The following is a 22,852-nucleotide window of genomic DNA, read 5'->3' as shown; positions in this document are numbered from 1 at the left end:
GGTGGCCGCGCGCGCCGACAGGTTGTAGCGCGCGCCGCCGCCGTCGTCCGAAGCGTCGTCCGGAAGCGTCGCCTGGAGGCGTCGCCCGGAGGCGTCGCTCAGAGGAAGGAGTTGATCTCGATGGTCTCGGTGCGGCCGGGGCCGACGCCGATGGCCGAGATCGGGGCGCCGGACATCTCCTCCAGCGCCTTGACGTACGCCTGGGCGTTCTTCGGCAGGTCGGAGAAGGTCTTCGCCTTGCTGATGTCCTCGCTCCACCCGGGCAGGGTCTCGTAGACCGGCTTGGCGTGGTGGAAGTCCGTCTGGCTGAACGGCAGTTCCTCGACGCGCTTGCCGTCGATCTCGTAGGCGACGCAGACCGGGATCTGCTCCCAGCCGGTGAGCACGTCGAGCTTGGTGAGGAAGAAGTCGGTGAGGCCGTTGACCCGGGTCGCGTAGCGGGCGATCACCGCGTCGAACCAGCCGCAGCGGCGGTCGCGGCCGGTGGTGACGCCGCGCTCGCCGCCGATGCGGCGCAGCGCCTCGCCGTCCGCGTCGAACAGCTCGGTCGGGAACGGGCCGGCGCCGACGCGGGTGGTGTAGGCCTTGAGGATGCCGATCACCCGGTTGATCTTGGTGGGGCCGATGCCGGAGCCGGTGCAGGCGCCGCCGGCCGTCGGGTTGGACGAGGTCACGAAGGGGTACGTGCCGTGGTCGACGTCCAGCAGGGTGCCCTGGCCGCCCTCGAGGAGGACGACCTTGCCCTCGTCGAGCGCGGTGTTGAGGAGCAGCGTGGTGTCGGCGACGTAGTCCTTGATCTGCTCCGCGTAGGCCAGGTACTCCTCGACCACCTGGTCGATGCTGATGGCACGGCGGTTGAAGATCTTGATCAGGACCTGGTTCTTGTCGTGGAGGGCCGCCTCGACCTTCTGACGGAGGATCGACTCGTCGAAGAGGTCCTGGACCCGGATGCCCACGCGGTTGATCTTGTCGGCGTAGGCGGGGCCGATGCCGCGGCCGGTGGTGCCGATCTTGCGCTTGCCGAGGAAGCGTTCCGTCACCTTGTCGAGCGTCTGGTGGTACGGCGTGATCAGATGCGCGTTACCGCTGATGAGGAGCTTGGACGTGTCGACGCCGCGCTCGTTCAGCCCGCTCAGCTCGGAGAGCAGGACCGCCGGGTCGACAACGACCCCGTTGCCGATGACCGGGGTGCACCCCGGTGACAGGATCCCGGAAGGCAGGAGGTGGAGCGCATACTTCTGGTCGCCGACGACGACCGTGTGGCCGGCGTTGTTGCCGCCCTGGTAGCGCACCACGTAATCCACGGAGCCACCGAGCAGGTCGGTGGCCTTTCCCTTGCCCTCATCACCCCACTGAGCACCGAGCAGCACAAGTGCGGGCACAGGCGTACACCCCTTCCGGGCGGGGCATGTCCAACGTGGCTCCCCATGGCGGGGAGAGCCGTCGGACCGGTGCCCCGGAAATAGACGAAGCCCCTGGCGCAAGGCAGCGCAAGGGGCTCTTGCACCGAGATGTTACCTGAGGAAGGACCAAGGTGTCGGCTCAGCGACCGTCCGGGCAGCCTCTGCTCGTGGTCATCGACCCTGCCGCCCGTGTCATGGACGGCGAATCCGTACGCATCGCGAAGGACGTGCTGTGCGGGGGAGCCCCCTCCGTGAAGATCGCTCTTCCGGAGTCCGAGGAGGAGGCCGTCCGGGTGCTGGAGCACCGGGGCCGGCGGCGCCCGGTGGTCGTGGGCGACGACGCGGCGCTGCTGCGCACGGTACGGACGCTGCACTCGGCCCGGGGGCTGGGCGAGGCCGTCGTCGGCCTGGTGCCGGTCGGACGGCGGACCGGCCTGGCGCGGGCGCTGGGCGTGCCGGGCGGGGCGGTGAGCGCGGCGCGCGCGGTGCTGGACGGGGCGGAGCGCGAGCTGGACCTGCTGCTCGACGACAGCGGCGGCATCGTGCTGGGCGCGCTGCGCATCGGCTCGGCGACGCCCGCATGGTGGACACCGGTCGAGCGCCGGGCCCGCTCACTGGCCCGCACGCTGAGCCTGAACGGCCACTCCCCGCACCTGGGGCTGGGGATGCGCGGCGGCCACCGGCTGCGGATCGAGGCGGACGGCGTGGTGCTGGCCGACCTGGACGACTGCGTCGAGGAGGTGTCGGTCTCCACGGCGGTGCCCGGCGTCGCCGAGGTGCTGGTCCGCAGGGAGGGCGTGGCGCCCACGGGGCCGGTGCACGCCCGGAGCGTCACCGTCTCCGGACGGGACTTCCGCTACACGGCGGACACCGCACCGGCCGGCCCCGTCCGGCGCCGCACCTGGACGGTGGTGCCCTCGGCCTGGCGGCTGACCGTCCCGCGGTCGGCCTACTAGGCCGACCTGAGGGTCGTCACAGGACGCCCTGTTCGCGCAGCTCCGACTTGCGCTCGCGCCAGCGGGCCATCATGTCCACGAGTTCGTCCTGCAGGAAGTCGAAGAAGGCCGCCGTCTCCGCGAGCCGCCGGCCGGCCGCGGTGTCCGGGCCGAGCGTGTCGATGCCGGAGCGCAGGGTGTTCTCCCAGCGGGCGAGGACCTGGTCGCGGCGGGTGAAGGTCTCGTACCACTGGTCGCTGTGCACCCGGTAGCGCTCGCGCCGTGAGCCCGGCTCGCGTTCGCGGGTGAGCATGCCGACCTGCGCCAGGTAGCGGACCGCGCCGGAGACGGCGGCCGGGCTGGCCTGGAGCCGTTCGGACAGCTCGGCGGCGCTCAGCACGCCGGTGTCCGAGGCGAGGAGCGCCGCGAACACGCGCGCCGCCATGCGCTGCATGCCCGCCTCGACCAGCTCCGCCGCGAAGCGCTCGACGAACGTCATCGGCTCCAAGGAATCCTCCGCCACCGTCATCGCCTCCCGTCCCGAAGTTTATACACTTCCTTAACTTCACAAATTTGTGAATCTACTGTACGTTCGGAATCATGACGAAGGCAATCAGTGTGGCCGGACTGCACAAGTCCTTCGGCCGCACGCACGCGCTGGACGGCCTCGACCTGGCCGTCGAAGAGGGAGAGGTGCACGGCTTCCTGGGGCCCAACGGCGCCGGCAAGTCCACCACCATCCGGATCCTGCTCGGGCTGCTGCGCGCGGACCGGGGGGCGGCCCGGCTGCTCGGCGGCGACCCGTGGCGCGACGCCGTCACGCTGCACCGGCGCCTGGCCTACGTCCCCGGTGACGTCACCCTGTGGCGCAACCTCAGCGGGGGCGAGGCCATCGACCTCCTGGGGCGGCTGCGCGGCGGGCTGGACGAGGCGCGCAGGCGGCGGTTGCTGGAGCGCTTCGAGCTGGACCCGACGAAGAAGGGGCGGGCGTACTCCAAGGGCAACCGTCAGAAGGTGGCGCTCGTCGCCGCGTTCGCCTCCGACGTGGACCTGCTGATACTCGACGAGCCCACCTCCGGCCTCGACCCGCTGATGGAGGAGGTCTTCCGCGAGTGCGTCCGCGAGGAACGCGACCGCGGCCGGACGGTGCTGCTGTCCAGTCACATCCTCGGCGAGGTCGAGGCGCTGTGCGACCGGGTCAGCATCATCCGGGGCGGCCGCACGGTGGAGACGGGGAGCCTCGGCGAGCTGCGGCACCTCACCCGCACCTCGGTCACCGCGGAGCTGGCAGGCCGGGCGGATGGCCTCGGCGGGCTGCCGGGCGTGCACGGCCTCGAGGTGCGCGGCGACCACGTGCGGCTCCAGGTCGACACCGACAAGCTCGACGCCGTGCTGCGCCGGCTGGGCGAGACGGGGGTGCGCAGCCTCACCAGCACTCCGCCGACGCTGGAGGAGCTGTTCCTGCGGCACTACGAGAACGGCGGTGACGGCCCTGAAGGCCTTGAGGGCCCGGCCGTCGCCGCCGGCGCCCTCGCGGCGGACGCGAAGGCCCGGCGATGAACGCCCTCACCGGGACGGGCACGCTCACCCGGCTCGCACTGCGCAGGGACCGCGTCATGATCCCCGCGTGGGTCGTGCCGATAGCGCTGCTGGTCGCGTCCACCGCCTCGGCCTTCGGCGGCCTCTACGACACCCCGGCGGAACGCGCCGGGGTCGCGGCGAGCACCGCGGGCAACGGCTCGCTGCGCGCCCTGTACGGGCCGGTGTTCGACACGGGCATCGGCGGCCTGACGGCCTGGCGCATGATGGCCTTCGGCTCGGCGCTGGCGGGGCTGATGGCGATCCTGCTGGTCGTCCGGCACACCCGGGAGGAAGAGGAGGCCGGCCGGCTGGAGCTGGTCGGCGCGGGCGCCGTCGGACGCCGGGCGCCGCTGGCCGCCGCCCTGGTCACCGGCTTCGGCGCCGCACTGCTCCTGGGGCTGCTGGTCACCCTGGCCCTGCTCGGGCAGGGCACGGGGGGCGCGGTCGCCTTCGGGATCGCCTTCGCGGGCGCGGGCTGCACCTTCGCCGCGGTCGCGGCCGTCGCGGCGCAGCTGACGGAGAGCGCCCGTGCGGCCCGGGGCATCTCGGGCGCGGTCCTCGGCCTCGCCTTTCTGACCCGCGCCGTCGGTGACGCCGGGAGCGGCACCCTGACCTGGCTCTCGCCGCTGGGCTGGGCGGAGAACATCCGCCCCTTCGCGGACGAACGCTGGTGGGTGGCCGCCCTGTTCGCGGCCTGGGCCGCCGGTCTCGTCGCTGTCGCGTACGCCCTGGTGGCCCGGCGCGACATCGACGCCGCCCTGCTGCCGCCCCGTCCCGGTCCGGCCGCCGCCGGTCGCCGTCTGCGTTCCGCCCAGGGGCTGGCCTGGCGGCTGCAGCGCGGCTCGCTGTGGGGATGGACGGCGGGCTTCGCGGTGGGCGGCGCCGCGCTGGGCGGCCTCGCCGACGGAGCCGCCGACCTCGTCCGGGACAACGAGCGGCTCGCCGACGTCATGCGCGACATGGGCGGCGCCTCCGGGCTGGTCGACTCCTACCTCGCCTCCATGACCGGGGTGATGGGGATGATCGCCGCGATCTACGCCGTCCAGGCCGTGCTCCGGCTCCAGGGCGAGGAGAACTCCGGCCGCGCCGAGCCCGTCCTCGCCACGGGGGTGGGCCGGGTGCGCTGGGCCGCGGGCCATGCGCTGCTCGCCTTCGCCGGTTCCGTCCTCCTCATGGCCGTCTCCGGCTTCACCATGGGGCTCGGCTACGGGGCGACGACCGGCGACGTCGGCGGTCAGACAGGGCGGCTGACCGGGGCCGGCCTGGTGCAGCTGCCCGCGGTCTGGTTCGTGGCCGCGGTGGCACTGCTGCTGTACGGCGCGGCGCCGAAGGCCGCGCGGGCGAGCTGGGGGGTGGCGTCGCTGACGCTCGCCATCGGGCTCTACGGGCCCGCGCTCAGGCTCTCGCCCTGGGTGATGGACCTGTCCGTCTTCACGCACCTGCCGAAGGTGCCCTCGGCGGACGTCACCGTGGCCCCACTGGCGGTGCTCACCGTGCTGGCCCTCGCGCTCGCCGCCCTGGGCCTCGCGGCGCTGCGCCGCCGCGACATCACCGCCTGAGCCGCGGGACCCGGCCCGATGGCCGGGTCCCGCGGCCGTACCGGGCCAGGGCCCCGGCCGGGCCTAGCAGGTGACGCGCAGTTCGCGCAGACCCCGGATGACGTAGCCCTCGTGCCAGGCGGGCTCCGCCGCGAGCTGCAGTCGCGGGGCGCGGCGCAGCAGCGCGGTGAAGGACGCGGCGAGCTCGATGCGGGCGAGCGGGGCGCCGAGGCAGTAGTGGATGCCGGCGCCGAAGGTGATGTGCGGGTTGTCGGCGCGGGAGAGGTCCAGCCGGTCGGGGTCGGCGAAGCGCTCCGGGTCGCGGTTGGCGGAGCCGAAGAGCAGCGCCACCTCGCTGCCGCGCGGGATCACCGTGCCGCCCACCTCGATGTCGTCCAGCACCCAGCGCTCGAACATCTGCAGCGGGGTGTCGAAGCGCAGCAGCTCCTCGATCGCCGTGGGCAGCAGCTCCTCCGGTGCCGCACGCAGCTCCGCCAGCTGGGCGGGGTGCCGGAAGAGCGTCCACCAGCTGTTGCCGGTGGTGTTGACGGTCGCCTCGTGGCCCGCGTTCAGCAGCAGCACGCAGGTGGAGACCATCTCCTGCTCGCTGAGCCGGTCGCCCTCGTCGTGCGCGGCGATCAGCGCGCTGATCAGGTCCTCGCCGGGCGTCTTGCGCCGTTCGGCGATCAGCTCGCGCAGGTAGGCGGAGAACTCCTCGCTGGCGCGGACCGCCTTGCGCGCGGCCTCCTCGGAGGGGTTGAGCTCGAACATCCCCACGATGTCGGCCGACCAGGGCCGCAGCAGGTGCCGGTCCGCGGCCGGTATCCCCAGCATCTCGGCGATGACGGCCACCGGCAGCGGCTCCGCGACCATGGCGATGAGGTCGCCGCCGCCCTCCGCGACCAGCCGCTCCACCAGTTCCCCGGCGAGCCGCTGCACGGTCGGCGTGAGCCGCTCGACCGTGCGCGGGGTGAACGCCTTGGAGACCAGCCGCCGGATACGGGTGTGGTCGGGGGCCTCGAGGTCGAGCAGACCGTTGCCGTTGAGCGTGGTGAAGGGTTCGTGCTCCGGCGGCGGCGCGGTCCGGCCGAACTCCTCGTGGGTGAAGCGGTGCAGATACGTCCGCCCGAGCCGCCGGTCCCGCAGCAGCGCGCTGACGTCCGCGAAGTGCGGGATGAGCCACTGCCCGCTCGGCTCGAACCAGTGGGCGCGCCCCTGCGCGCGCAACCGGGCGTAGGCCGGGTAGGGGTCGGCGACGAACTGCGGCGACCAGGGATCGAAGGCGGTGGCGGTGCTGCTCATGTGCGGAGACTACCCTCCGCCCGCTCAGCCGCCCGGGGTGACCAGCCGCGCCTCGTAAGCGAAGACCGCCGCCTGGGTCCGGTCGCGCAGCCCCAGCTTCACCAGGACCCGGCTCACATGGGTCTTGACCGTCGACTCGGCGACCACCAGATGATCGGCGATCTCCGCGTTGGACAGCCCCTGGGCGACCAGCACCAGCACCTCCGTCTCGCGCTCGGTGAGCTCCCCGACCCGGTCCTGCGCGGGCGGCCGGGGCGTGCCCAGCCGGTTGAACTCGGTGATCAGCCGCTTGGTGATCGCCGGGGCGAGCAGCGCGTCGCCGGCCGCCACGATCCGCACGCCGTCCGCGAGCTGGCGGGCCGAGGCGTCCTTGAGCAGGAAGCCGGACGCGCCCGCGCGCAGCGCCTGGTAGACGTACTCGTCGAGGTCGAAGGTGGTCAGCACGAGCACCTTCGCGTCGGCGTCCGCGGCGACGATCTCCCGGGTGGCCTCCAGCCCGTTGAGCTCGGGCATGCGGATGTCCATCAGCACGACGTCCGGCCGCAGCGCCGCGACCTGCTCGACCGCCTGCCGCCCGTCGACGGCCTCGCCGACCACTTCGATGTCCGGTTGGGCGCCCAGCAGCACCGAGAAGCCCTCGCGGACCATCATCTGGTCGTCCGCGATCAGCACCCGGATGGTGTTCCCGCTCATGCGCGCTCCCCGGGGACCGGGATGAACACGGTGACCTCGTAGCCGCCGTCCTCGGTCGGCCCGTCGGTCATCTCGCCGCTCAGCATCGCCACCCGCTCCCGCATGCCGGCGATCCCGTGCCCGGCGCCCGGCGAGGGTTTGACCAGCCCGCGCGGCGGGCCGTTGACGACGCGCAGCCCGAGCCCGCCGAGGACGTAGCTGACCTCGACCCGGGCGGCGGCGCCCGGCGCGTGCCGCAGCGTGTTGCTCAGTGCCTCCTGGATGATCCGGTACGCCGACAGCTCCACGCCCTGCGGGAGCTCGCGCACCGCGCCCGTCACCGTCCGCTCCACGTCCAGCCCCGCCTCGCGCACATTGGCCACGAGCCGGTCGAGGTCGGCGAGGGTCGGCTGCGGCGCGTCGGGGGCCTGGTAGTCCTCGGCGCGTACGACCCCGAGGACGCGGCGCAGCTCGGTCAGGGCGACGACGGCGTTCTCGCGGATGATCGAGAAGCTCTTGGTCAGCTCCTCGGGCGGGTTCTCCACGCGGTACGGCGCGGCCTCCGCCTGGATCGCGATCACGGACATGTGGTGGGCGACGACGTCGTGCAGCTCGCGGGCGATGGTCGTGCGCTCCTCCAGCAGCGTGCGCCGGGTCCGCTCGACCTCGGTCACGGCGACCTGGGCGGCGACCTCCTGCCGGGACTGGCGCAGCCCGCGCACCGCCGACACGACCGACAGCACGACCGCGGAGAGGAAGATCATGATGAACGGGTCCGAGCCGTACGAGCCCGACAGCGGCTGGAAGACCAGTGCCAGGGCGGCGGTGAGCAGCCACATCTCGGCGGCCACCCGCGCCCGGGTGCGCGCCGCCACCACGGCCAGCACCGTCAGGTGCGCGACGAAGCCGGTGTCCGTCCACGGGTAGGTGGACGACCACGAGTCACCGCTGAACACGCCGGTGAGCACCGTGGCCCCGACGGACAGCCACCACGCCCCGATCGGCCGGAACATCGTGGTGAGCAGGGGCACGGCGATCAGCAGGGCCAGCACCGGGCCGCCCGGCCCGCCCTGGCTCTCCATGGAGACGAACATCAGGAAGAAGGTGAAGGCGGTCAGCGCCGCGTGCGGCAGCCAGCGCCCGTACCCCCGGAGCCTGCGCGGCACCACGGCGAGCAGCGCGTGCCCTTCCCGCAGCGGCGCCATCGGCCGGAAGGCGAAGGCATCGGTGATCAGATCGTGCCGCAGCCCGCTGAGGGCACCGCGGGCCATGCGGAGCTCGGTCCGCAGCGAGGTCTGGCTTGTCTCGGTCACGCTCTCACGGTAGGGACTCCGTACGTCGCCGTCGTCACCTGCGAAGACGATGTACCGGCGTCATCCTCAAGGAGGACCCCACACGGGAGGAGGCCTCACCAGGCGAGCTGGGCGATCTCCTCGGCGACCACGGCGGCCGCGTCCGCCGCCGGGTCGATCACCGGGAAGTGGCCCACGCCCTCCAGCAGGGTCAGCTGGACCTCCTCCCCCGCCTTCGCCGAGGCCGCCGCGAAGGCCTCCGCGACCTGGGGCGGGACGACCTCGTCGCAGTCGCCGTGCACGACGGTCACGGGGATGCCGGTGGGGAGCAGCGCGGCCGGGTCGGTCTCCGCCCGGCGCTCGGCGAGCAGTTCGGGCCCGCCGAGGAGTTGGGCGACCGCTCCGGAGCACACGTCGCGCGCGACGGCGGCCTCGAAGTCGGCGATGGGCGCGAGCGCCACCACCCCGCGCAGCGCGGGCGCGACGGGGCGGTGCCAGCGCGAGCCGGCCGGCAGCACGTGCCGGGCGGCCGCCCACAACGCGAGGTGCCCGCCCGCCGAGTGACCGGTCAGCACGATCCGCCGGACGTCCACGCTCTCGGCGCCGAGGGCGGTCACGGCCAGCCCCGGCACCGCGTCGGTGGCGGCCGCCACGTCGTCGAAGGTGTCCGGCCAGCGGCCCGCGGCCGTACCGCCGTTGCCCCGGCGGTACTCCACCGAGGCCACCGCGAAGCCGTGCCGGGCGAGCAGGGCGGCCAGCGGCGAGACGTGCGTCCTGTCGTACGCCGCCCGCCAGGCGCCGCCGTGCAGCAGCACGACCAGCGGCCCCGGCCGGGTGCCGCCGGCCGCGTGCCGCGGGCGGTAGAAGTCCACGACCTGGTCCGGGTGGTCACCGTAGGCGGCGGTGGCGTCCGGCGGGACGGGGGCGTGCGAGAACGCGGACGCCTCCTCGGCCGCGATCCGCTCCGCGGGGTCCCGCGGAGCGGACGTCGGCCCCACCGCGTCGGCGCGGCCGTCGGCGCGTGCCGGAATGGTGTCGCTCGACGAGGTGGGGTCGGACATGCGTTACCGCGTTCCTTCCAGGACCTGGGCCAGCACCCGCGCCGCCCGCTCCGCGTCGGCGAAGCGCGTGTACAGCGGGGTGAATCCGAAGCGGAGGATATCCGGCTCACGGAAGTCGCCGACGACGCCCCTGGCAATCAGCTCCCCCATCACCGCGCCCGCGTCGGAGCAGCGCAGCGCGACCTGGCTGCCCCGCTCCGCGTGCGCGGCCGGGGTGACCGACCGTACGACGCCCTCCGGTACGTATGCCGCGACGCACTCCAGGAAGAAGTCGGTGAGCGCGAGGCTCTTGGCCCGGACGGCGTCCAGGGACACGCCGTCCCAGACGTCGAGAGCCGTGTCCAGCGCCAGCAGCGACAGGATCTCCGGGGTGCCGACGCGGCCGCGGACGCTGCCGTCGGCGGGCCGGTAGGCGGCCTCCATCGCGAACGGGTCGCGGTGGGAGTTCCAGCCGGGCAGCGGGGAGTCGAAGCGCGGCTGCAGGTCACGGCGGACGTACAGGTACGCGGGCGCGCCGGGGCCGCCGTTGAGGTACTTGTACGTGCAGCCGACGGCCAGGTCCACGCCGTGCTCGTCCAGGCCGACCGGCAGGGCGCCGGCCGTGTGGCAGAGGTCCCAGACCACCAGGGCTCCGGCCGCGTGCACGGCGGCGGTGGTGCCCGGCAGGTCGTGCAGCCGGCCGGTGCGGTAGTCGACGTGGTTGACCAGCGCGACGGCGGTGCGCGGGCCCGCCGCGGCGGCGATGTCCGCGGCGTCGACCGCGCGGATCGTGCACCCGGTCATGCGGGCCGCGGACTCCGCGATGTACCCGTCCGTGGGAAAGGTGGTGGCGTCGACCAGCACCTCGTCGCGGGCCGGGTCGGTCTGCCGGGCCATCCGGACGGCGCCGACGACGGCCTTGAAGACGTTGACGCTGGTGGAGTCGCCGGCCACGATCTGGCCGGGGGCGGCGCCGGTCAGCGCGCCGATGCGGTCGCCGATCCGCTCCGGCGCCGTCCACCAGCCGCTCTCGGTCCAGGAGCGGATGCGCAACCGCCCCCACTCGCGCCCGACGACGTCGGCCATGCGGTCCTGCACGCCCGCGGGCAGCGCGCCCAGGGAGTTGCCGTCCAGGTAGACGGTGGCGTCGTCCAGGACGAAGCGGTCGCGGAGCTTGGCCAGCTCGTCGGCGGTGTCGAGACGGGCGGCCTTCGCCGCGGGGGACTCGGTGGGCTTCGTCGCGTCAGACATGGCTGCGGGCCGTCCAGAGCTCGGGGAACACGTTCTTGGTGGCGCGCTTCTCCAGCCAGGAGACCCCGGCGGAGCCTCCGGTGCCGGTCTTGGCGCCCATCGCGCGGCGGGTCGCCACCAGATGGTCGTTGCGCCAGCGCCACACCAGCTCGGCCACCTCGGTCAGCGCCTCGCCCAGCCGGACGAGTTCGCTCTCCTGGTCACCGGAGTAGACGGCCTGCCAGGCCCGCTCGACGGCCGGGTCGGCCTCGTAGCGCTGCGAGAGGTCGTCGCGCTGCGGGATGTCGTGGCCGCGGCGGGCCAGCAGCCGCAGCACCTCGTCGTAGAGGCTGGGCTCGTGCAGCGCCTTCTGCAGTTCGTCGTGCACCCGCGGCGCTCCGCGGTGCGGGACCAGCATCGACGCGGACTTCTCGCCGAGCAGGAACTCCATGCGCCGGTACATCGCCGACTGGAAGCCCGACCCCTCGCCCAGGGCGGCGCGGTAGGCGTTGAACTGCGCCGGGGTGAGGTGCGCGATCGGCTGCCAGGAGGCGTTCAGCGACTGCAGTTCGTAGGTGCTGCGCTTGAGCGCGGCCAGCGCCGTGGGCAGGTCGTCGGCCGCGAGCGCGCGGGAGGCGGTCTCCCATTCGTGCACGATGACGGTGAACCACAGCTCCATGACCTGGGTCGTCACCAGGAAGACCATCTCGCCGGGGTCGTCGGAGCGGGGGTGCTGCAGATGGGTGAGGACGTCGGCCTGGACGTAGTCCTCGTACGGGGTGGTCCCTTCGAAGTCCAGGTTCGGGGCCTCGGGGGCCGCCTGGGAAACGTCGGGGCGGTGGGACATCGGTGTCTCCGTGGATACGAGCTACCAGGTAGCGGTCTGTCCCGCACGCCGTCGCGGCGGGACCCCGGTCCCCTCGGGCCCGCGCTCTACCGGCGCCGGGCCCAACGGGCATCATGCGTGGTCAGAGCCGGGTACGGCAAGACCTGCCCGGCGGGCACGCCGGGCAGGTCGGGGGCGGATGCCGTGGTCGGCGGCGGGGCGGTGGCTCAGCCGAGGGTGTCGGCGGCGGTCTGCGAGGAGTCCCGCAGGAAGGTGCTGCAGCGCTCGTACTCCTCCTGCTCGCCGATTGCCTGGGCGGCCCGCGCCAGGGCGTGCAGGGCCCGCAGGAAGCCGCGGTTGGGCTCGTGCTCCCAGGGCACCGGACCGTGGCCCTTCCAGCCGTTGCGGCGCAGCGCGTCCAGACCGCGGTGGTAGCCGGTGCGGGCGTAGGCGTACGACTCGACGACCCGGCCGGCCTCGAACGCGTCGTCCGCGAGCTGGGCCCAGGCCAGGGAGGACACCGGGTACTTGGCGGCGACCTCTGAGGGGGCCGCGCCCGAGGCGAGCAGCTCGCGCGGCTCGGGGTCGTCGGGCAGGTTCGTCGGGGGCGGTCCCCCGAGCAGGTTCTCGTGAATGGCCATGGGTTCCAGTATGGCCGGGGCCCGGCCCCTCCACGTGGAAGGGCCGGGCCCGGTGCGTGCCGCCGTGCGGGGCGGTTACTTGAGCCTGGTGCCCGCGGAGCGCAGGTCCTGGCAGGCCTCGAGGACGCGGGCGGCCATGCCGCCCTCGGCCAGCTTCCCCCAGCTGCGCGGGTCGTAGGTCTTCTTGTCGCCGACCTCGCCGTCGATCTTCAGCACACCGTCGTAGTTGCGGAACATGTGGTCCGCGACGGGGCGGGTGAAGGCGTACTGCGTGTCGGTGTCGATGTTCATCTTGACCACGCCGTTCTCCAGCGCGGTGGCGATCTCCTCCTTGGTGGAGCCGGAGCCGCCGTGGAAGACGAAGTTGAACGGGTCCTGCTTGCCGAACTTGGCGGCGACGCCCTCCGCGAGCTCCTTCAGCAGCTCGGGGCGGAGCACGACGTTGCCCGGCTTGTAGACGCCGTGGACGTTGCCGAAGGAGGCGGCCAGCAGGTAGCGGCCCTTCTCGCCCAGACCGAGCGCCTCGGCGGTGCGGATGGCGTCCTCGACCGTGGTGTAGAGCTTGTCGTTGATCTCGTGGGTGACGCCGTCCTCCTCGCCGCCGGTGGGGGTGATCTCCACCTCGAGGATGATCTTCGCCTTGGCGGCCTCGGCCAGCAGCTCCTGCGCGATGGCCAGGTTGTGGTCGAGGGTCTCGGCGGAGCCGTCCCACATGTGCGACTGGAACAGCGGGTTGCGGCCGGCGGCCACACGCTCCTGGGAGATCGCCAGCAGCGGGCGCACGTAGCCGTCCAGCTTGTCCTTGGGGCAGTGGTCGGTGTGCAGCGCGATGTTGACGGGGTACTTCTCGGCGACGACGTGCGCGAACTCGGCCAGCGCCACCGAACCGGTGACCATGTCCTTCTTGTACTGGCCACCGAGGAACTCCGCGCCGCCCGTCGAGATCTGGACGATGCCGTCGCTCTCCGCCTCCGCGAAACCGCGCAGCGCGGCGTGCAGGGTCTGGGTCGAGGTCACGTTGATGGCCGGGTAGGCGAACTTGCCGGCCTTCGCCCGGTCGAGCATCTCGTTGTAGATCTCGGGGGTTGCGATGGGCATGTGTCCGCTCCTTGTGATGTGCGGGTTGTTCGGTGAGTGACCCTGACCTGGGATCGACGTCATCGTCGCCCCCATCTTGGCAGACTCGCGCGAGAGCTCCACACACTGCGCACCACGGACATACCTCAGGGGTGAAGGGTTTCACGTGAAACCCTTCACCCCTGAGGAAAAGCGCAGGTCAGACGACCAGTCAGCCCAGTTCGAGATCGTCCAGACCGAAGGCGCGGACGTACGGAAGGCCCGCCTCCGCGATGGCCGGAGCGGCACCCCGCTCGACGATCACGGCGACGGCCACGACCTCGGCCCCGGCCTCGCGCGCGGCCTCCACCGCGGTCAGCGGGGAACCGCCCGTGGTCGAGGTGTCCTCGACGACCAGCACCCGCCGGCCCTTGATGTCCGGTCCTTCGATGCGCCGCTGCATCCCGTGCGCCTTCTGCGCCTTGCGCACCACGAAGGCGTCCAGCCTGCGGCCGCGGGCCGCGGCGGCGTGCAGCATCGAGGTGGCGACCGGGTCGGCGCCCAGGGTGAGCCCGCCGACGGCGTCGAAGTCCAGGTCGGCGGTGACGTCGAGCATCACCTGGCCCACCAGCGGAGCGGCCTCGGCGTCCAGCGTGATCCGGCGCAGGTCGATGTAGTAGTCGGCCTCGAGACCCGAGGAGAGGGTCACCTTGCCGTGCACCACGGCCTTGTCCTTGATCTGCTGCAGCAGGGCATCACGCGCGTCGCTCATGGTCACGAGCCTAGCCCAGCGGCTCCCAGGCCCAGGTCGCGCGGATCTCCAGCGGATCGATCGGGGTGACCAGGCGCGGCGCGGTGTTCAGCCCGTTCGGGGGACCCGACTGCGGCTCCACGCAGATGGCCGGGGGCTGTTCGTCGTAGACGACCACCCACTCGGCGGGGCTGGTGATCCGCAGCCGCAGCTCGTCCGGCCAGGTCAGGGTGACGTCCACACCGTCCGGCATGCCGAAGCAGTCGTCCCAGGGGCGGGGCTTGGGGTCCACCCGGCGGCCGGTGGGCAGGTGGTCGTCGCCGCGCTCCTCCATCCAGCCGGGGGTGAAGTCGATCAGGGCGTCCTGCCCGCCCCGGCCGAGGTTGCGCAGGAACCAGGGGTGCCAGCCGGCCTGGGCCGGGAAGGAGTCGTCTGTGGTCTCCACGCTCATCGTGAGGTCGAGGCGGTCCTCGGACAGCTCGAAGCGCTGGCTGACCCGGCCCTTGTACGGCCAGGGCTCGGCCAGGTCGTAGTAGAAGCAGGCGCTGCCGCCGGTGGTGCCAGGGGCCGTCTGCCACGCGACGTGCCGGCCGGTGCCGTGGATGGCGTGCGGGCCCGCGTCGCGCGGCATCTGGTGCAGCACCCCGCCGTTGCGGAACTGCCCGTCCCTGGTGCGGCCGCACCAGGGGACCATGGGGAAGGATCCGAAGGTGGGGCCCTGCCGCAGCAGCTCGACGCCGCCGACCGTCAGCGAGCCGACACGGCAGCCGAGATCCGGAAGGATCGTCAGCCGCGCCGGTCCGGCTTCGAGTTGGACAGCGTGCTCGTCGTCTCGCCCGTCAGGGGTCTCATCCGTGGCCACGGATGAGACCCTACGGGAACGAACGCCTGCGCCGCCGCAGCACCCGCCCCGCGACCACGGCGGACAGCAGCAGAGCCGCCGCGGCCGGCGCGTAGCGGCGCAGCGAGGCGGTCGCGGCACCGCTCTGCGGTGCGGGCACCGGCGCATAGCGGCCGCGCGGCGGGGCGTGGTCGACCTCCTCGGCGCTGCGGCCGATCAGGGTGCGGCGGGCGTGCGCGGCCTCGGCGGGCAGGTCGATCCCGGCCGGGTCCTCGGGGACCTCGGCCGCCGTACCCCCCGCGGGCAGCACCTCCCCGGCGCCCTCACCGTCCGCGTCCTCCGGCTCGGGGAGTTCCTGCAGTTCCTGCAGCTCCTGGGCGTCGTGCCCGGCGAACTCGTCGAGCTGCGCGGGCAGGTCGTCGGTGAGGTCCTCGACGGTGCCCTCCGCGGAGGGCTCGGCGGGGGAGTCGGCGGAGGGCTCGGGCGGCCCGGCCGAGGCATGCTCCTCCAGGTCGGAGGTGAGCGCGGCGACGAAACGGTCCAGCAGCCGGTGGCCCGCGGCGGCGACCGTCGCCTCATCGTGGTCGGCGAGCCGCCCGTCGGCCTGCACGGAGCCGGTGACGGTGAGCAGCGCGCCGCCCGACACGCCGTCCACTCCCAGCTCCAGCGCCAGCTTGACCGTGCCCGCGCCGCGCGCCTCCACCGCCTCGCCCTCGACGGCGAGCCCGCCGCCGCGCGGCACCAGCCGCAGCGTGCCGCGGTAGGTGATGGTCGAGCCGCCGATCCGGAGCCTCAGCCGGCCGGCGAGCCCGTCCTCGGCGCCGGCGTCGCGCTGGAGGCCGGGCACGCAGCGGGCCACGCGCTCCAGATCGGCGAGGGACCGGCGAATGGTTTCGGCCGGAAACGGAACGAACACCTCATGCGGCTCCATGCCGCGAGCCTAATCCGCCGGGCGGCCCTTCGGTGCCCTTTCACCGCCGGTTCGCCCTCACCCGGAGCGCGGATGCATCAGCGTCGACGGGGGCAGGTCCCGCATCGGGGCGCGCGCGGCACGCCGGGCCGCCGAGGCGAGCGCCGCGGGGGACAGCGACCGCGGCCGCGGCGCGTCGGCGGCGAGCCGCAGCGCCGGGGCCCGGAGCGAGGCGGCGAGGACGAAGCCCCAGTCCTCGTCCCCGCGGCCGGTGCCGATCCAGTAGTCGGAGGTGCGCAGCCCGGCCGCGCGCACGCTCGCGTCGACCGTCCAGAAGCCGCGCCGGTCGGCACCCGGTGCGCCCGCGTGCACCGCGAGTCGGCCGCCCGGGGTGAGCGCGCGCCGGACCAGTCCGTAGAACTCCTGCGAGTACAGCTTCGCGCTGCGCGAGATACCCGGGTCGGGGAGGTCGGCGAGCACGACGTCGTACCCGCCGGGCGGCCGCGGCGGCCGTTCCCGCCGCAGCCAGTCGAAGACGTCGGCGGCGGCCACCCGGACCCTGCGGTCGCGGTAGGCGTGCCGGTTGAGCCGGGCCAGCGCGGGATCGTCCCGCGCCAGGGCCACCAGTCGGGCGTCGGGGTCCACGAGGGTCACCGAGCCGACCCCCCGGTGGCGCAGCACCTCGCGCAGCGCCAGCCCGTCACCGCCGCCGAGGATCAGCACCCGGCGGTGCCGGCCCGCCATCGCGGGGTGCACCAGTGCCTCGTGGTACCGGTACTCGTCCCGGCCGCGCACCCGCAGCCGGCCGTCGAGGAAGAGCTGCAGCGGCGCCGTGGTGAGCACGACCTCCTGGACGCCGGTCTGCTCGGCGAGCCGTACGTCACCGCCGTACACCGCCTGCCGGGCGGCCCGCTCGAAGGGCCCGGCCGCCCAGGCCGCACCCGCGAGCACCGCGAGGACGACGACGTCGGCGGCGAGCAGCCGGGCGCGGGCACGTGGCGTGATGTCACCGCGGAAGAGCCAGAGGACGATGGCGCCGCCCGCCACGGCGTTGACCGCGCCCGTCACCAGCGCCCCGGTCAGCTGGCCGTAGCAGGGGAGCAGGAGGAAGGGGAAGGCGAGGCCGCCGACCAGCGCGCCCACGTAGTCCGCGGCGAAGAGGTCGGCGACGGCACCGCCCGCGTCCTGCCGCCGGATCCGCTGGATCAGCGTCATCAGCAGCGGGATCTCGGCGCCGATGAGCACACCGATGACGAAGGCGAAGACCGCCGTCGCGGGCCGGGACTGGCCGAACCAGGCGAAGCTCGCGTACAGCGCCATCACCGAGAGCCCGCCGACCAGCGCCAGCGCGATCTCGACGGCGGCGAAGCCGATGGCCGGCGCGCAGCTGAGGCGCTTGGCCAGCAGCGAGCCGACGCCCATGGCGAAGACCATCACGGACAGCACGATCGACGCCTGGGTCACGGAGTCGCCGACCAGGTACGAGGCGAGGGCGACCAGTTCGAGTTCGTACACCAGGCCGCAGGCGGCACAGACGAAGACCGCGGCCAGGACCAGCGCCCTGGCCGCGGCCGGCGGGACGGGGAGCCGCGGCCGGCGGAAGCGCGGGGCGGCCCTGGCCGTACGGGAGGCGGACTGGTCGATCATGACTGCACGCTATGTCAGGTTTTTGGCGGTCCACGTCACCCACAGGGGTGCAATTCGAGTCACTCGGCGGCGCGTTGACGCCGCGTCGGGCGCTTCCGTACCACCGCGCTCACGGCTGCGCGCTGAGGGTCGAACGGGTCGCCACCAGCCGTCCTTCCTGGGGGTACGCGTGCCAGGTGCGCCACAGGACGCTGCCGCCGCGGTACTGCAGCAGCATCGCGGTGAAGGCCAGCGGATCACCCGGGAAGGTCCCCGCCAGGCCGTTGGGGTGATCCGCCACCAGGGCGAGCAGTTCCTGCGCCCGCCCGGCGAAGCACCCACGGGAGAGCGTCTCGATCCGCGCCGCGAACTCGTAGTCCCAGCCGGCGATCCGCCGCGCCACGCCGAACGGCAGCGGGGCGCTGCTGCCGGGCATGCAGGCGACGGTCTCCGAGCAGCGGCCGCGCGGCGAGTCCAGGATGACCTGGTGGGAGGCGCCGAGCAGCCGCAGCTGGACCTGCACACGGGGTGCGGCGGGCACGGTGGGCACGGCGGCGGTGCCGGGCAGCTCGCGGTCGAGCACGGCGAGCGCCGGCAGTTCGTCCTTCCCGAGACACCAGGCCAGGTCGCCGGCGCGGGTGTCGGTGTAGGCGGTCTGAAGCGTGGTGAGCATGAAGTCGGCTCCGCAGGCACATCGCGAGCAAGCGAGGGAAGGTCACGGGCATGGGGGGAGAGGACGCGCCGACCCGCGCCTGTGGGGGAGGACGTCCGTCGGCTCGTGCCCACGGGGGTCGGTGAATACGCAATCATGAATGGCGCGTCGCCTTCAGCGTTTTTACCCATCTCCACCCGCTTTACATCCCCAAGGGCATCCCCAAGGGCCCGGACGGGTTCAGGTGTTCACTACAAATGCGCCCGACGGGTGAACAACCCGCCGGGCGCATATGCGATTCGGCACGGGCAATACGCAATTTCGTATCGTCAGCTTCCGCCGCCGCAACCGCCGCCCCCACCGCACGAGCTGCCGCCTCCCCCGCACGAGCTCCCGCCGCCGCAGGAGTGGTGGCCTCCCCCGTCGTGGCCACCGCCTCCCCCGTCCCCGGAACCCGTGTCCCCCGCCCACCAGCTCATCCCGCCCCCACCCCCGGCCTCGGCCGCGGCGGAGCCGTGCGAACGCCGCCGCCGCGGCCGGGGGCCGCGGCTGGTGTTCCACACCACCAGGACGAGCAGCGCTATCGCGCCGAAGACCAGCAGAATGATGAAGGCCTCCATCGTTCCCACCCCCGTTTTCCTTGCTTTCCGTTGTGCGACGGTGATGCCCCCGCCGTCCGGGGCCGAAAGCAAAGTTGAGGAAGTCCAGAGGTTTCCGGGTACGCGAAGGCCCCTGGTCTGCGTCGGAAGCAGAACCAGGGGCCAACGGTTGACCACTGGGCCGTCTAGGGGCGTGATCTTCAACGTACGGCGGCCCGAGGACTCGATCAACGGCTCGCCGGGATCGCTCGCGGCTGTTGGGCATCAGGTGCGCGCGAAGGGTCATCGCCGGGTCAGCGTGTCCCATGTACTCGCTCACGGCCTTCACGCTCTCCCCGGAGTCCAGGAGAACAGAGGCGTAGAAGTGCCGGAGAGCGTGCATGCCGTGTTCACGGGCGGAGACGTAGCGCTTCCCTTCCTCCGCCTCCGGGATCAGGCCGATCGAGGCGAGAGCCGGCTGACAGCCGTGGGCGTTGAAGTTGCTCCGCCACACGATGCGTCCGCCGGGGTTGGTGACGCCTCGCCCAGGTGTCAACGACGTCAAGTGACCAAGCTGTCACGAGGTGCGGTCAGAACCAGTGCAGGCAGTGCGGGGGGCGCTCGGCGCGGAAGAGGGCGTCGGCGAGGGTGGCCGCGCCGGGGCGGTGGGCCCGGATGTGCCCGCCGCGCACGAGGGTGCTCGGGGTGGTACCACCGAGGTAGACCGAGCCCAGATCGCTTATGTCCAGGGACAGGTCAGGCTCCTGGTCCGTGGGGACGCAGTCGGCCTTGCCGTCCCGGACGGTCAGCAGGTACCGGCCATGCTCGCCGAGGAACGGGTCGTCGACGTCGAGGACGAGCTCGCCGTCCGTGAACCAGCCGCGCGAGGTCAGCGCACGCGGGACGTCCAGCAACCGCACCCAGAGCCAGTCGGTGTGGTTGCCTGCCTGGCCGGCACGGAAATCCGCGAACTGCCAGCGCAACGGGTGATCGGGCGTGACGTGCTTGAACACGACCTCAGTGACCAGGTCGTGGCCGAGCACGAACCGAGCCAGGGCCGTAAAGGCGGTGTCGGTAGTGGCAATGGTCTCGTCGACCGTCAAGGTTTCGGACTCGCCGAGGGAGTAGCTGGCGTACCCATCCGGGACGCCGTCGGCGTCGCGGTGGACGGCAACGTGGCGCGGTGCCGGGGCGACAGGGGGCTGCCCCGCGCCCAGAGCCCACCAGCGGTGCGGCCGGGACAGCGCACCGGGCTGTGCGCGGCGGTACCGGTCGTAGACCTCTTCCAGGATCTCTTGGCACTCGGCTCGCCGCAGCAGCTCGACTGAGCCGGTCGCCGTGGCGTCGGCCGTTCCGCGCGCACGCGGTACGGCGAGGGCGGCCTTGTGGCGCGGCACTGTCAGCCGCCCCGTGTAGGTCGCCGGTCCATAGCCGAACCTGCCGTAGATCGGGGCTTCGGAGGCCAGCAGTACGGAGAGGAACTCCCCTCGGTCCCGCAACTCTGTGAGTTGATGCCGCATCATGGCGCTGAGTACGCCTTGGCGTCGGTGTGAGGGCAGGACGCCGACGGCGCTCACCCCGGCGGCCGGGACGATGGCCTCACCGGGCAGGGTGAGCTCGAAGGAGTACGCGCCCGCGGTGCCGACGGGCCGCCCCTCCGCCGTCGTGGCCAGCAGGTTGCGGTCCATTTCGAGCGCCGACCACCAGACTCCGCCGCCGCCCTCGGTCGGGGTTTCCGGGAAGCGCCCGAACGCGGCATGGAGTGTGTCGACGAAAACGTCGAGGTCCTGGTCGGTCGTGGGACGGATCTTCATTGCTGCCGCTGCCTCCCCGGGATGCTGGCACCACGCTCACGGCGCCCGCCACAGTGCAGCGTCGAGCCGTGGCTGGGTCAAGCGAATTACGGCCGCCCACAGCCGATGACAGCAACCGTCCCCGTCCGGCTAGAGCTGCCTGTCGGAAGGCGCGGCGCGGCGGAGGGCGTGGATTCCCGGGCCGTCTCTGGGCCGTCCGACGGTAGCGAGCGACGACGGATGACGACCGTCGCCGACGCCCCTGCCCCTGCTCAGGGGCGGTGCTCCGAACACCGTCGCAGGTGCCATCCCCCGGACGGAAGTAGAGGAAGTCCAGAGGTTCGGCGGAGGATGGCGGTCATGACCTCCTCGCGACCTCCGCTCAACCGCGCACTCGCCGAGTTCGGGACCACGATCTTCGCCGAGATGTCCGCCCTCGCCGTCCGTACCGGTGCGATCAACCTGGGCCAGGGCTTCCCGGACACCGACGGTCCGGAGGAGGTACGCGAGGCCGCCGTACGCGCGCTGCGCGACGGCCGCGGCAACCAGTACCCGCCCGGGCCCGGCGTGCCCGAACTGCGGCAGGCCGTCGCCGAGCACCAGCTGCGCTTCCACGGGCTCGGCTTCGACCCCGACACCGAGGTGCTGGTCACCGCGGGCGCCACCGAGGCCATCGCCGCCGCCATGCTCGGGCTGCTGGAACCCGGCGACGAGGTGATCGCCTTCGAGCCGTTCTACGACTCGTACGCCGCCTGCATCGCCATGGCCGGCGCCCGGCGCGTCCCGCTCACCCTGCGCGCGCCGTCCTTCCGGCCCGACCTGGACGCCCTGCGCGCGGCGGTCACCCCGCGGACCCGGCTGCTGCTGCTGAACAGCCCGCACAACCCGACCGGCATGGTCCTCACCCGCGAGGAGCTGGCGGCCGTCGCGGAGCTGGCCGTCGAGCGCGACCTGATCGTGGTCACCGACGAGGTCTACGAGCACCTGACGTACGGGGTCGAGCACGTGCCGCTCGCGTCCTTCCCGGGGATGCGCGACCGCACGGTCACCATCTCGAGCGCGGGCAAGACGTTCTCGTTCACGGGCTGGAAGGTCGGCTGGGTGACGGCCGCCCCCGCCCTGGTCAACGCGGTGCGGGCGGCCAAGCAGTACCTGACGTACGTGAGCGCGGGACCGTTCCAGTACGCCGTGGCCGAGGCCCTCCGGCTGCCCGACGCCTACTACCGGGACTTCCGCGAGGACCTGCGGCGCAAGCGGGACCTGCTCTCCGACGGCCTGGAGCAGGCCGGGTTCCGGGTCTTCCGCCCGGAGGGCACGTACTTCGTGACCACCGACATCCGGCCGCTCGACGAGAAGGACGGCCTGGCGTTCTGCCGGGCACTGCCCGAACGCTGCGGGGTCGTCGCGGTGCCCAACGTGATCTTCTACGACGACGCGGAGGAGGGCCGCAGCCTGGTGCGCTTCGCCTTCTGCAAGCGCGAGGACGTGCTGCGGGAGAGCGTGGAGCGGCTGCGCCGGCTCTGAGGCGGCACGAGGAGCGGAACAGGGAGCGGAACAGGGCAGCCCGCCCGCGCACGCCCGCCGGGCGGCGGTCGCGTGGCGGAGGGGCTGCCCCGATGCGGTCGGTATGCGCGCCCGTGCGGGGCGGGCTCAGTCCTCGCCGTCGTCGTCCGTGGACTCCGCGTCCTTCTCCAGTCCGAGGGCCTCGAGGATCCACTTCTCGAACTCGATGGAGGCCCGGACCCAGCTGACGGTGCTGGAGACGAAGTGCTCCAGACCGACGCCGAGGCCGATCAGCATCTGGGCCTCGCCGATCAGACGGACCGTGCCGTCGTCGTGAGTGTGGGTGTAGACCTTCGGCCACAGGGTGCGGCGGTTCCAGTCGTCGAGCGCCTCGTGCAGCTGAGGCTTGTCCTCGATGCTGTACGGCCGGTCGTAGAAGGTGCGGACCGCGAAGATCTGCTGGTCCTCCTCACCCCGGAACATGAAGTAGGTGCGGAACTCCTCCCACGGCGCGGCGAGGTCACCCTCCTCGTCGACGACGTACTTGAGCTCCATCTGCTCCAGCAGTTGCTTGACCAGATCCTGGTCTGGAATGACCACGTTCCCGGCAGAGCCGGGCTGGGGGTCCGGCTGGCCCCCGAAATTCGGAATCGAGGACGGGTCGATGCTCACCTTGGAGTTC

At 72.8% G+C, this 22,852-nt stretch carries 22 protein-coding genes and 1 pseudogene; 4 read left to right on the top strand and 19 right to left on the bottom strand.

What is annotated here, in order from left to right; genetic code table 11:
- Positions 1 to 98: 98 nt before the first annotated feature.
- Positions 99 to 1,382 carry an adenylosuccinate synthase gene (locus OIE69_RS21780; RefSeq protein ID WP_326574053.1) on the bottom strand — a complete coding sequence of 428 codons (1,284 nt, stop codon included), beginning with the start codon at positions 1,380 to 1,382 and terminating at the stop codon, positions 99 to 101.
- A 188-nt stretch (positions 1,383 to 1,570) separates the two neighbouring features.
- Between OIE69_RS21780 and OIE69_RS21775 the strand changes: the two genes are divergently transcribed.
- A complete protein-coding gene (locus OIE69_RS21775; RefSeq protein ID WP_326581332.1) occupies positions 1,571 to 2,359 on the top strand; it encodes a diacylglycerol kinase catalytic domain-containing protein in 789 nt (262 codons plus the stop codon).
- Positions 2,360 to 2,375: 16 nt separating this feature from the next.
- On the opposite strand, the gene OIE69_RS21770 is transcribed toward OIE69_RS21775, so the two are convergent.
- Positions 2,376 to 2,837 (bottom strand): GbsR/MarR family transcriptional regulator, encoded by a 462-nt coding sequence (locus OIE69_RS21770; protein ID WP_326574051.1) that lies wholly within the window; start codon positions 2,835 to 2,837, stop codon positions 2,376 to 2,378.
- A 101-nt stretch (positions 2,838 to 2,938) separates the two neighbouring features.
- Here OIE69_RS21770 and OIE69_RS21765 point away from each other — a divergent pair, with 101 nt between their 5' ends.
- Both OIE69_RS21765 and OIE69_RS21760 read left to right on the top strand, forming a co-directional pair.
- Positions 2,939 to 3,898, top strand: a complete 960-nt coding sequence (locus OIE69_RS21765) for an ABC transporter ATP-binding protein (RefSeq protein WP_326574049.1) — start codon at positions 2,939 to 2,941, stop codon at positions 3,896 to 3,898.
- Positions 3,895 to 5,478, top strand: coding sequence for an ABC transporter permease (locus OIE69_RS21760; protein ID WP_326574047.1), 1,584 nt, complete (start codon positions 3,895 to 3,897; stop codon positions 5,476 to 5,478). Before OIE69_RS21765 ends, OIE69_RS21760 begins: the two co-directional genes overlap by 4 nt.
- Before the next feature lie 63 nt (positions 5,479 to 5,541).
- Here OIE69_RS21760 and OIE69_RS21755 read toward each other — a convergent pair whose 3' ends face one another.
- The 16 genes and pseudogenes from OIE69_RS21755 to OIE69_RS21680 all read right to left on the bottom strand — a co-directional run bounded on the left by OIE69_RS21755 (position 5,542) and on the right by OIE69_RS21680 (position 20,688).
- Positions 5,542 to 6,759: a cytochrome P450 gene (locus OIE69_RS21755; RefSeq protein WP_326574045.1), complete on the bottom strand. Its 1,218-nt coding sequence runs from the start codon at positions 6,757 to 6,759 to the stop codon at positions 5,542 to 5,544.
- A 24-nt stretch (positions 6,760 to 6,783) separates the two neighbouring features.
- Positions 6,784 to 7,452 (bottom strand): response regulator transcription factor, encoded by a 669-nt coding sequence (locus OIE69_RS21750; RefSeq protein WP_326574043.1) that lies wholly within the window; start codon positions 7,450 to 7,452, stop codon positions 6,784 to 6,786.
- Positions 7,449 to 8,744, bottom strand: a complete 1,296-nt coding sequence (locus OIE69_RS21745; protein WP_326574041.1) for a sensor histidine kinase — start codon at positions 8,742 to 8,744, stop codon at positions 7,449 to 7,451. The genes OIE69_RS21750 and OIE69_RS21745 overlap by 4 nt, the downstream gene beginning before the upstream one ends.
- Before the next feature lie 95 nt (positions 8,745 to 8,839).
- Complete coding sequence (locus tag OIE69_RS21740) at positions 8,840 to 9,784, bottom strand: alpha/beta hydrolase family protein (protein ID WP_326574039.1); 945 nt, start codon at positions 9,782 to 9,784, stop codon at positions 8,840 to 8,842.
- A 3-nt stretch (positions 9,785 to 9,787) separates the two neighbouring features.
- Positions 9,788 to 11,014, bottom strand: coding sequence for a kynureninase (kynU, locus tag OIE69_RS21735; RefSeq protein WP_326574037.1), 1,227 nt, complete (start codon positions 11,012 to 11,014; stop codon positions 9,788 to 9,790).
- Complete coding sequence (locus OIE69_RS21730) at positions 11,007 to 11,840, bottom strand: tryptophan 2,3-dioxygenase family protein (protein WP_326574035.1); 834 nt, start codon at positions 11,838 to 11,840, stop codon at positions 11,007 to 11,009. The genes kynU and OIE69_RS21730 overlap by 8 nt, the downstream gene beginning before the upstream one ends.
- Positions 11,841 to 12,046: 206 nt before the next feature.
- The gene (locus OIE69_RS21725; protein ID WP_018558372.1) at positions 12,047 to 12,460 is read right to left on the bottom strand and encodes a DUF3151 domain-containing protein; all 414 of its coding nucleotides are present in this window, start codon (positions 12,458 to 12,460) and stop codon (positions 12,047 to 12,049) included.
- Positions 12,461 to 12,535: 75 nt separating this feature from the next.
- Positions 12,536 to 13,558 (bottom strand): class II fructose-bisphosphate aldolase, encoded by a 1,023-nt coding sequence (fbaA, locus tag OIE69_RS21720; RefSeq protein WP_018558371.1) that lies wholly within the window; start codon positions 13,556 to 13,558, stop codon positions 12,536 to 12,538.
- A 190-nt stretch (positions 13,559 to 13,748) separates the two neighbouring features.
- Positions 13,749 to 14,288 carry an orotate phosphoribosyltransferase gene (pyrE, locus tag OIE69_RS21715; protein WP_326574029.1) on the bottom strand — a complete coding sequence of 180 codons (540 nt, stop codon included), beginning with the start codon at positions 14,286 to 14,288 and terminating at the stop codon, positions 13,749 to 13,751.
- Between the two features lie 10 nt (positions 14,289 to 14,298).
- Positions 14,299 to 15,129 carry an aldose epimerase family protein gene (locus OIE69_RS21710; protein WP_326574027.1) on the bottom strand — a complete coding sequence of 277 codons (831 nt, stop codon included), beginning with the start codon at positions 15,127 to 15,129 and terminating at the stop codon, positions 14,299 to 14,301.
- A gap of 10 nt (positions 15,130 to 15,139) precedes the next feature.
- Complete coding sequence (locus OIE69_RS21705; protein ID WP_326574026.1) at positions 15,140 to 16,039, bottom strand: SRPBCC domain-containing protein; 900 nt, start codon at positions 16,037 to 16,039, stop codon at positions 15,140 to 15,142.
- A gap of 57 nt (positions 16,040 to 16,096) precedes the next feature.
- Positions 16,097 to 17,665, bottom strand: a complete 1,569-nt coding sequence (locus OIE69_RS21700; protein ID WP_326574024.1) for a polyamine aminopropyltransferase — start codon at positions 17,663 to 17,665, stop codon at positions 16,097 to 16,099.
- Between the two features lie 109 nt (positions 17,666 to 17,774).
- Positions 17,775 to 18,317, bottom strand: coding sequence for a DUF2617 family protein (locus OIE69_RS21695; protein WP_326574022.1), 543 nt, complete (start codon positions 18,315 to 18,317; stop codon positions 17,775 to 17,777).
- Positions 18,318 to 18,625: 308 nt separating this feature from the next.
- Positions 18,626 to 18,916, bottom strand: coding sequence for a hypothetical protein (locus OIE69_RS21690; protein WP_326581330.1), 291 nt, complete (start codon positions 18,914 to 18,916; stop codon positions 18,626 to 18,628).
- Positions 18,917 to 19,106: 190 nt separating this feature from the next.
- Positions 19,107 to 19,409 (bottom strand): annotated as a pseudogene (locus OIE69_RS44945) (site-specific integrase); the annotation flags it as partial.
- 55 nt (positions 19,410 to 19,464) lie between these two features.
- A complete protein-coding gene (locus OIE69_RS21680; protein WP_326574020.1) occupies positions 19,465 to 20,688 on the bottom strand; it encodes a GNAT family N-acetyltransferase in 1,224 nt (407 codons plus the stop codon).
- Positions 20,689 to 21,027: 339 nt separating this feature from the next.
- Here OIE69_RS21680 and OIE69_RS21675 point away from each other — a divergent pair, with 339 nt between their 5' ends.
- The gene (locus OIE69_RS21675; protein ID WP_326574018.1) at positions 21,028 to 22,191 is read left to right on the top strand and encodes a pyridoxal phosphate-dependent aminotransferase; all 1,164 of its coding nucleotides are present in this window, start codon (positions 21,028 to 21,030) and stop codon (positions 22,189 to 22,191) included.
- Positions 22,192 to 22,317: 126 nt separating this feature from the next.
- Here the strand turns inward: OIE69_RS21675 and OIE69_RS21670 are convergent, their stop codons facing one another.
- The gene (locus OIE69_RS21670) at positions 22,318 to 22,842 is read right to left on the bottom strand and encodes a type III secretion system chaperone family protein (protein ID WP_026250857.1); all 525 of its coding nucleotides are present in this window, start codon (positions 22,840 to 22,842) and stop codon (positions 22,318 to 22,320) included.
- Between the last annotated feature and the right edge of the window lie 10 nt (positions 22,843 to 22,852).

This window comes from Actinacidiphila glaucinigra, assembly GCF_035918135.1.
In the GTDB taxonomy this organism is placed as follows: domain Bacteria; phylum Actinomycetota; class Actinomycetes; order Streptomycetales; family Streptomycetaceae; genus Actinacidiphila; species Actinacidiphila glaucinigra.
Note: the sequence above shows the minus strand (reverse complement) of the source record. Positions and strands in the feature narration are given on the sequence as shown.

Bases quoted from the DNA above. Each gene is read 5' to 3' on its own strand.
- kynU (WP_326574037.1), bottom strand. From the start codon at position 11,014: ATGTCTGACGCGACGAAGCCCACCGAGTCCCCCGCGGCGAAGGCCGCC.
- OIE69_RS21730 (WP_326574035.1), bottom strand. From the start codon at position 11,840: ATGTCCCACCGCCCCGACGTTTCCCAGGCGGCCCCCGAGGCCCCGAAC.
- OIE69_RS21680 (WP_326574020.1), bottom strand. From the start codon at position 20,688: ATGAAGATCCGTCCCACGACCGACCAGGACCTCGACGTTTTCGTCGAC.
- OIE69_RS21675 (WP_326574018.1), top strand. From the start codon at position 21,028: ATGACCTCCTCGCGACCTCCGCTCAACCGCGCACTCGCCGAGTTCGGG.
- OIE69_RS21770 (WP_326574051.1), bottom strand. From the start codon at position 2,837: ATGACGTTCGTCGAGCGCTTCGCGGCGGAGCTGGTCGAGGCGGGCATG.
- OIE69_RS21750 (WP_326574043.1), bottom strand. From the start codon at position 7,452: ATGAGCGGGAACACCATCCGGGTGCTGATCGCGGACGACCAGATGATG.
- OIE69_RS21755 (WP_326574045.1), bottom strand. From the start codon at position 6,759: ATGAGCAGCACCGCCACCGCCTTCGATCCCTGGTCGCCGCAGTTCGTC.
- OIE69_RS21740 (WP_326574039.1), bottom strand. From the start codon at position 9,784: ATGTCCGACCCCACCTCGTCGAGCGACACCATTCCGGCACGCGCCGAC.
- OIE69_RS21705 (WP_326574026.1), bottom strand. From the start codon at position 16,039: ATGGAGCCGCATGAGGTGTTCGTTCCGTTTCCGGCCGAAACCATTCGC.
- OIE69_RS21765 (WP_326574049.1), top strand. From the start codon at position 2,939: ATGACGAAGGCAATCAGTGTGGCCGGACTGCACAAGTCCTTCGGCCGC.
- OIE69_RS21725 (WP_018558372.1), bottom strand. From the start codon at position 12,460: ATGGCCATTCACGAGAACCTGCTCGGGGGACCGCCCCCGACGAACCTG.
- OIE69_RS21695 (WP_326574022.1), bottom strand. From the start codon at position 18,317: ATGCTCACCACGCTTCAGACCGCCTACACCGACACCCGCGCCGGCGAC.
- OIE69_RS21700 (WP_326574024.1), bottom strand. From the start codon at position 17,665: ATGATCGACCAGTCCGCCTCCCGTACGGCCAGGGCCGCCCCGCGCTTC.
- OIE69_RS21690 (WP_326581330.1), bottom strand. From the start codon at position 18,916: ATGGAGGCCTTCATCATTCTGCTGGTCTTCGGCGCGATAGCGCTGCTC.
- OIE69_RS21760 (WP_326574047.1), top strand. From the start codon at position 3,895: ATGAACGCCCTCACCGGGACGGGCACGCTCACCCGGCTCGCACTGCGC.
- fbaA (WP_018558371.1), bottom strand. From the start codon at position 13,558: ATGCCCATCGCAACCCCCGAGATCTACAACGAGATGCTCGACCGGGCG.
- pyrE (WP_326574029.1), bottom strand. From the start codon at position 14,288: ATGAGCGACGCGCGTGATGCCCTGCTGCAGCAGATCAAGGACAAGGCC.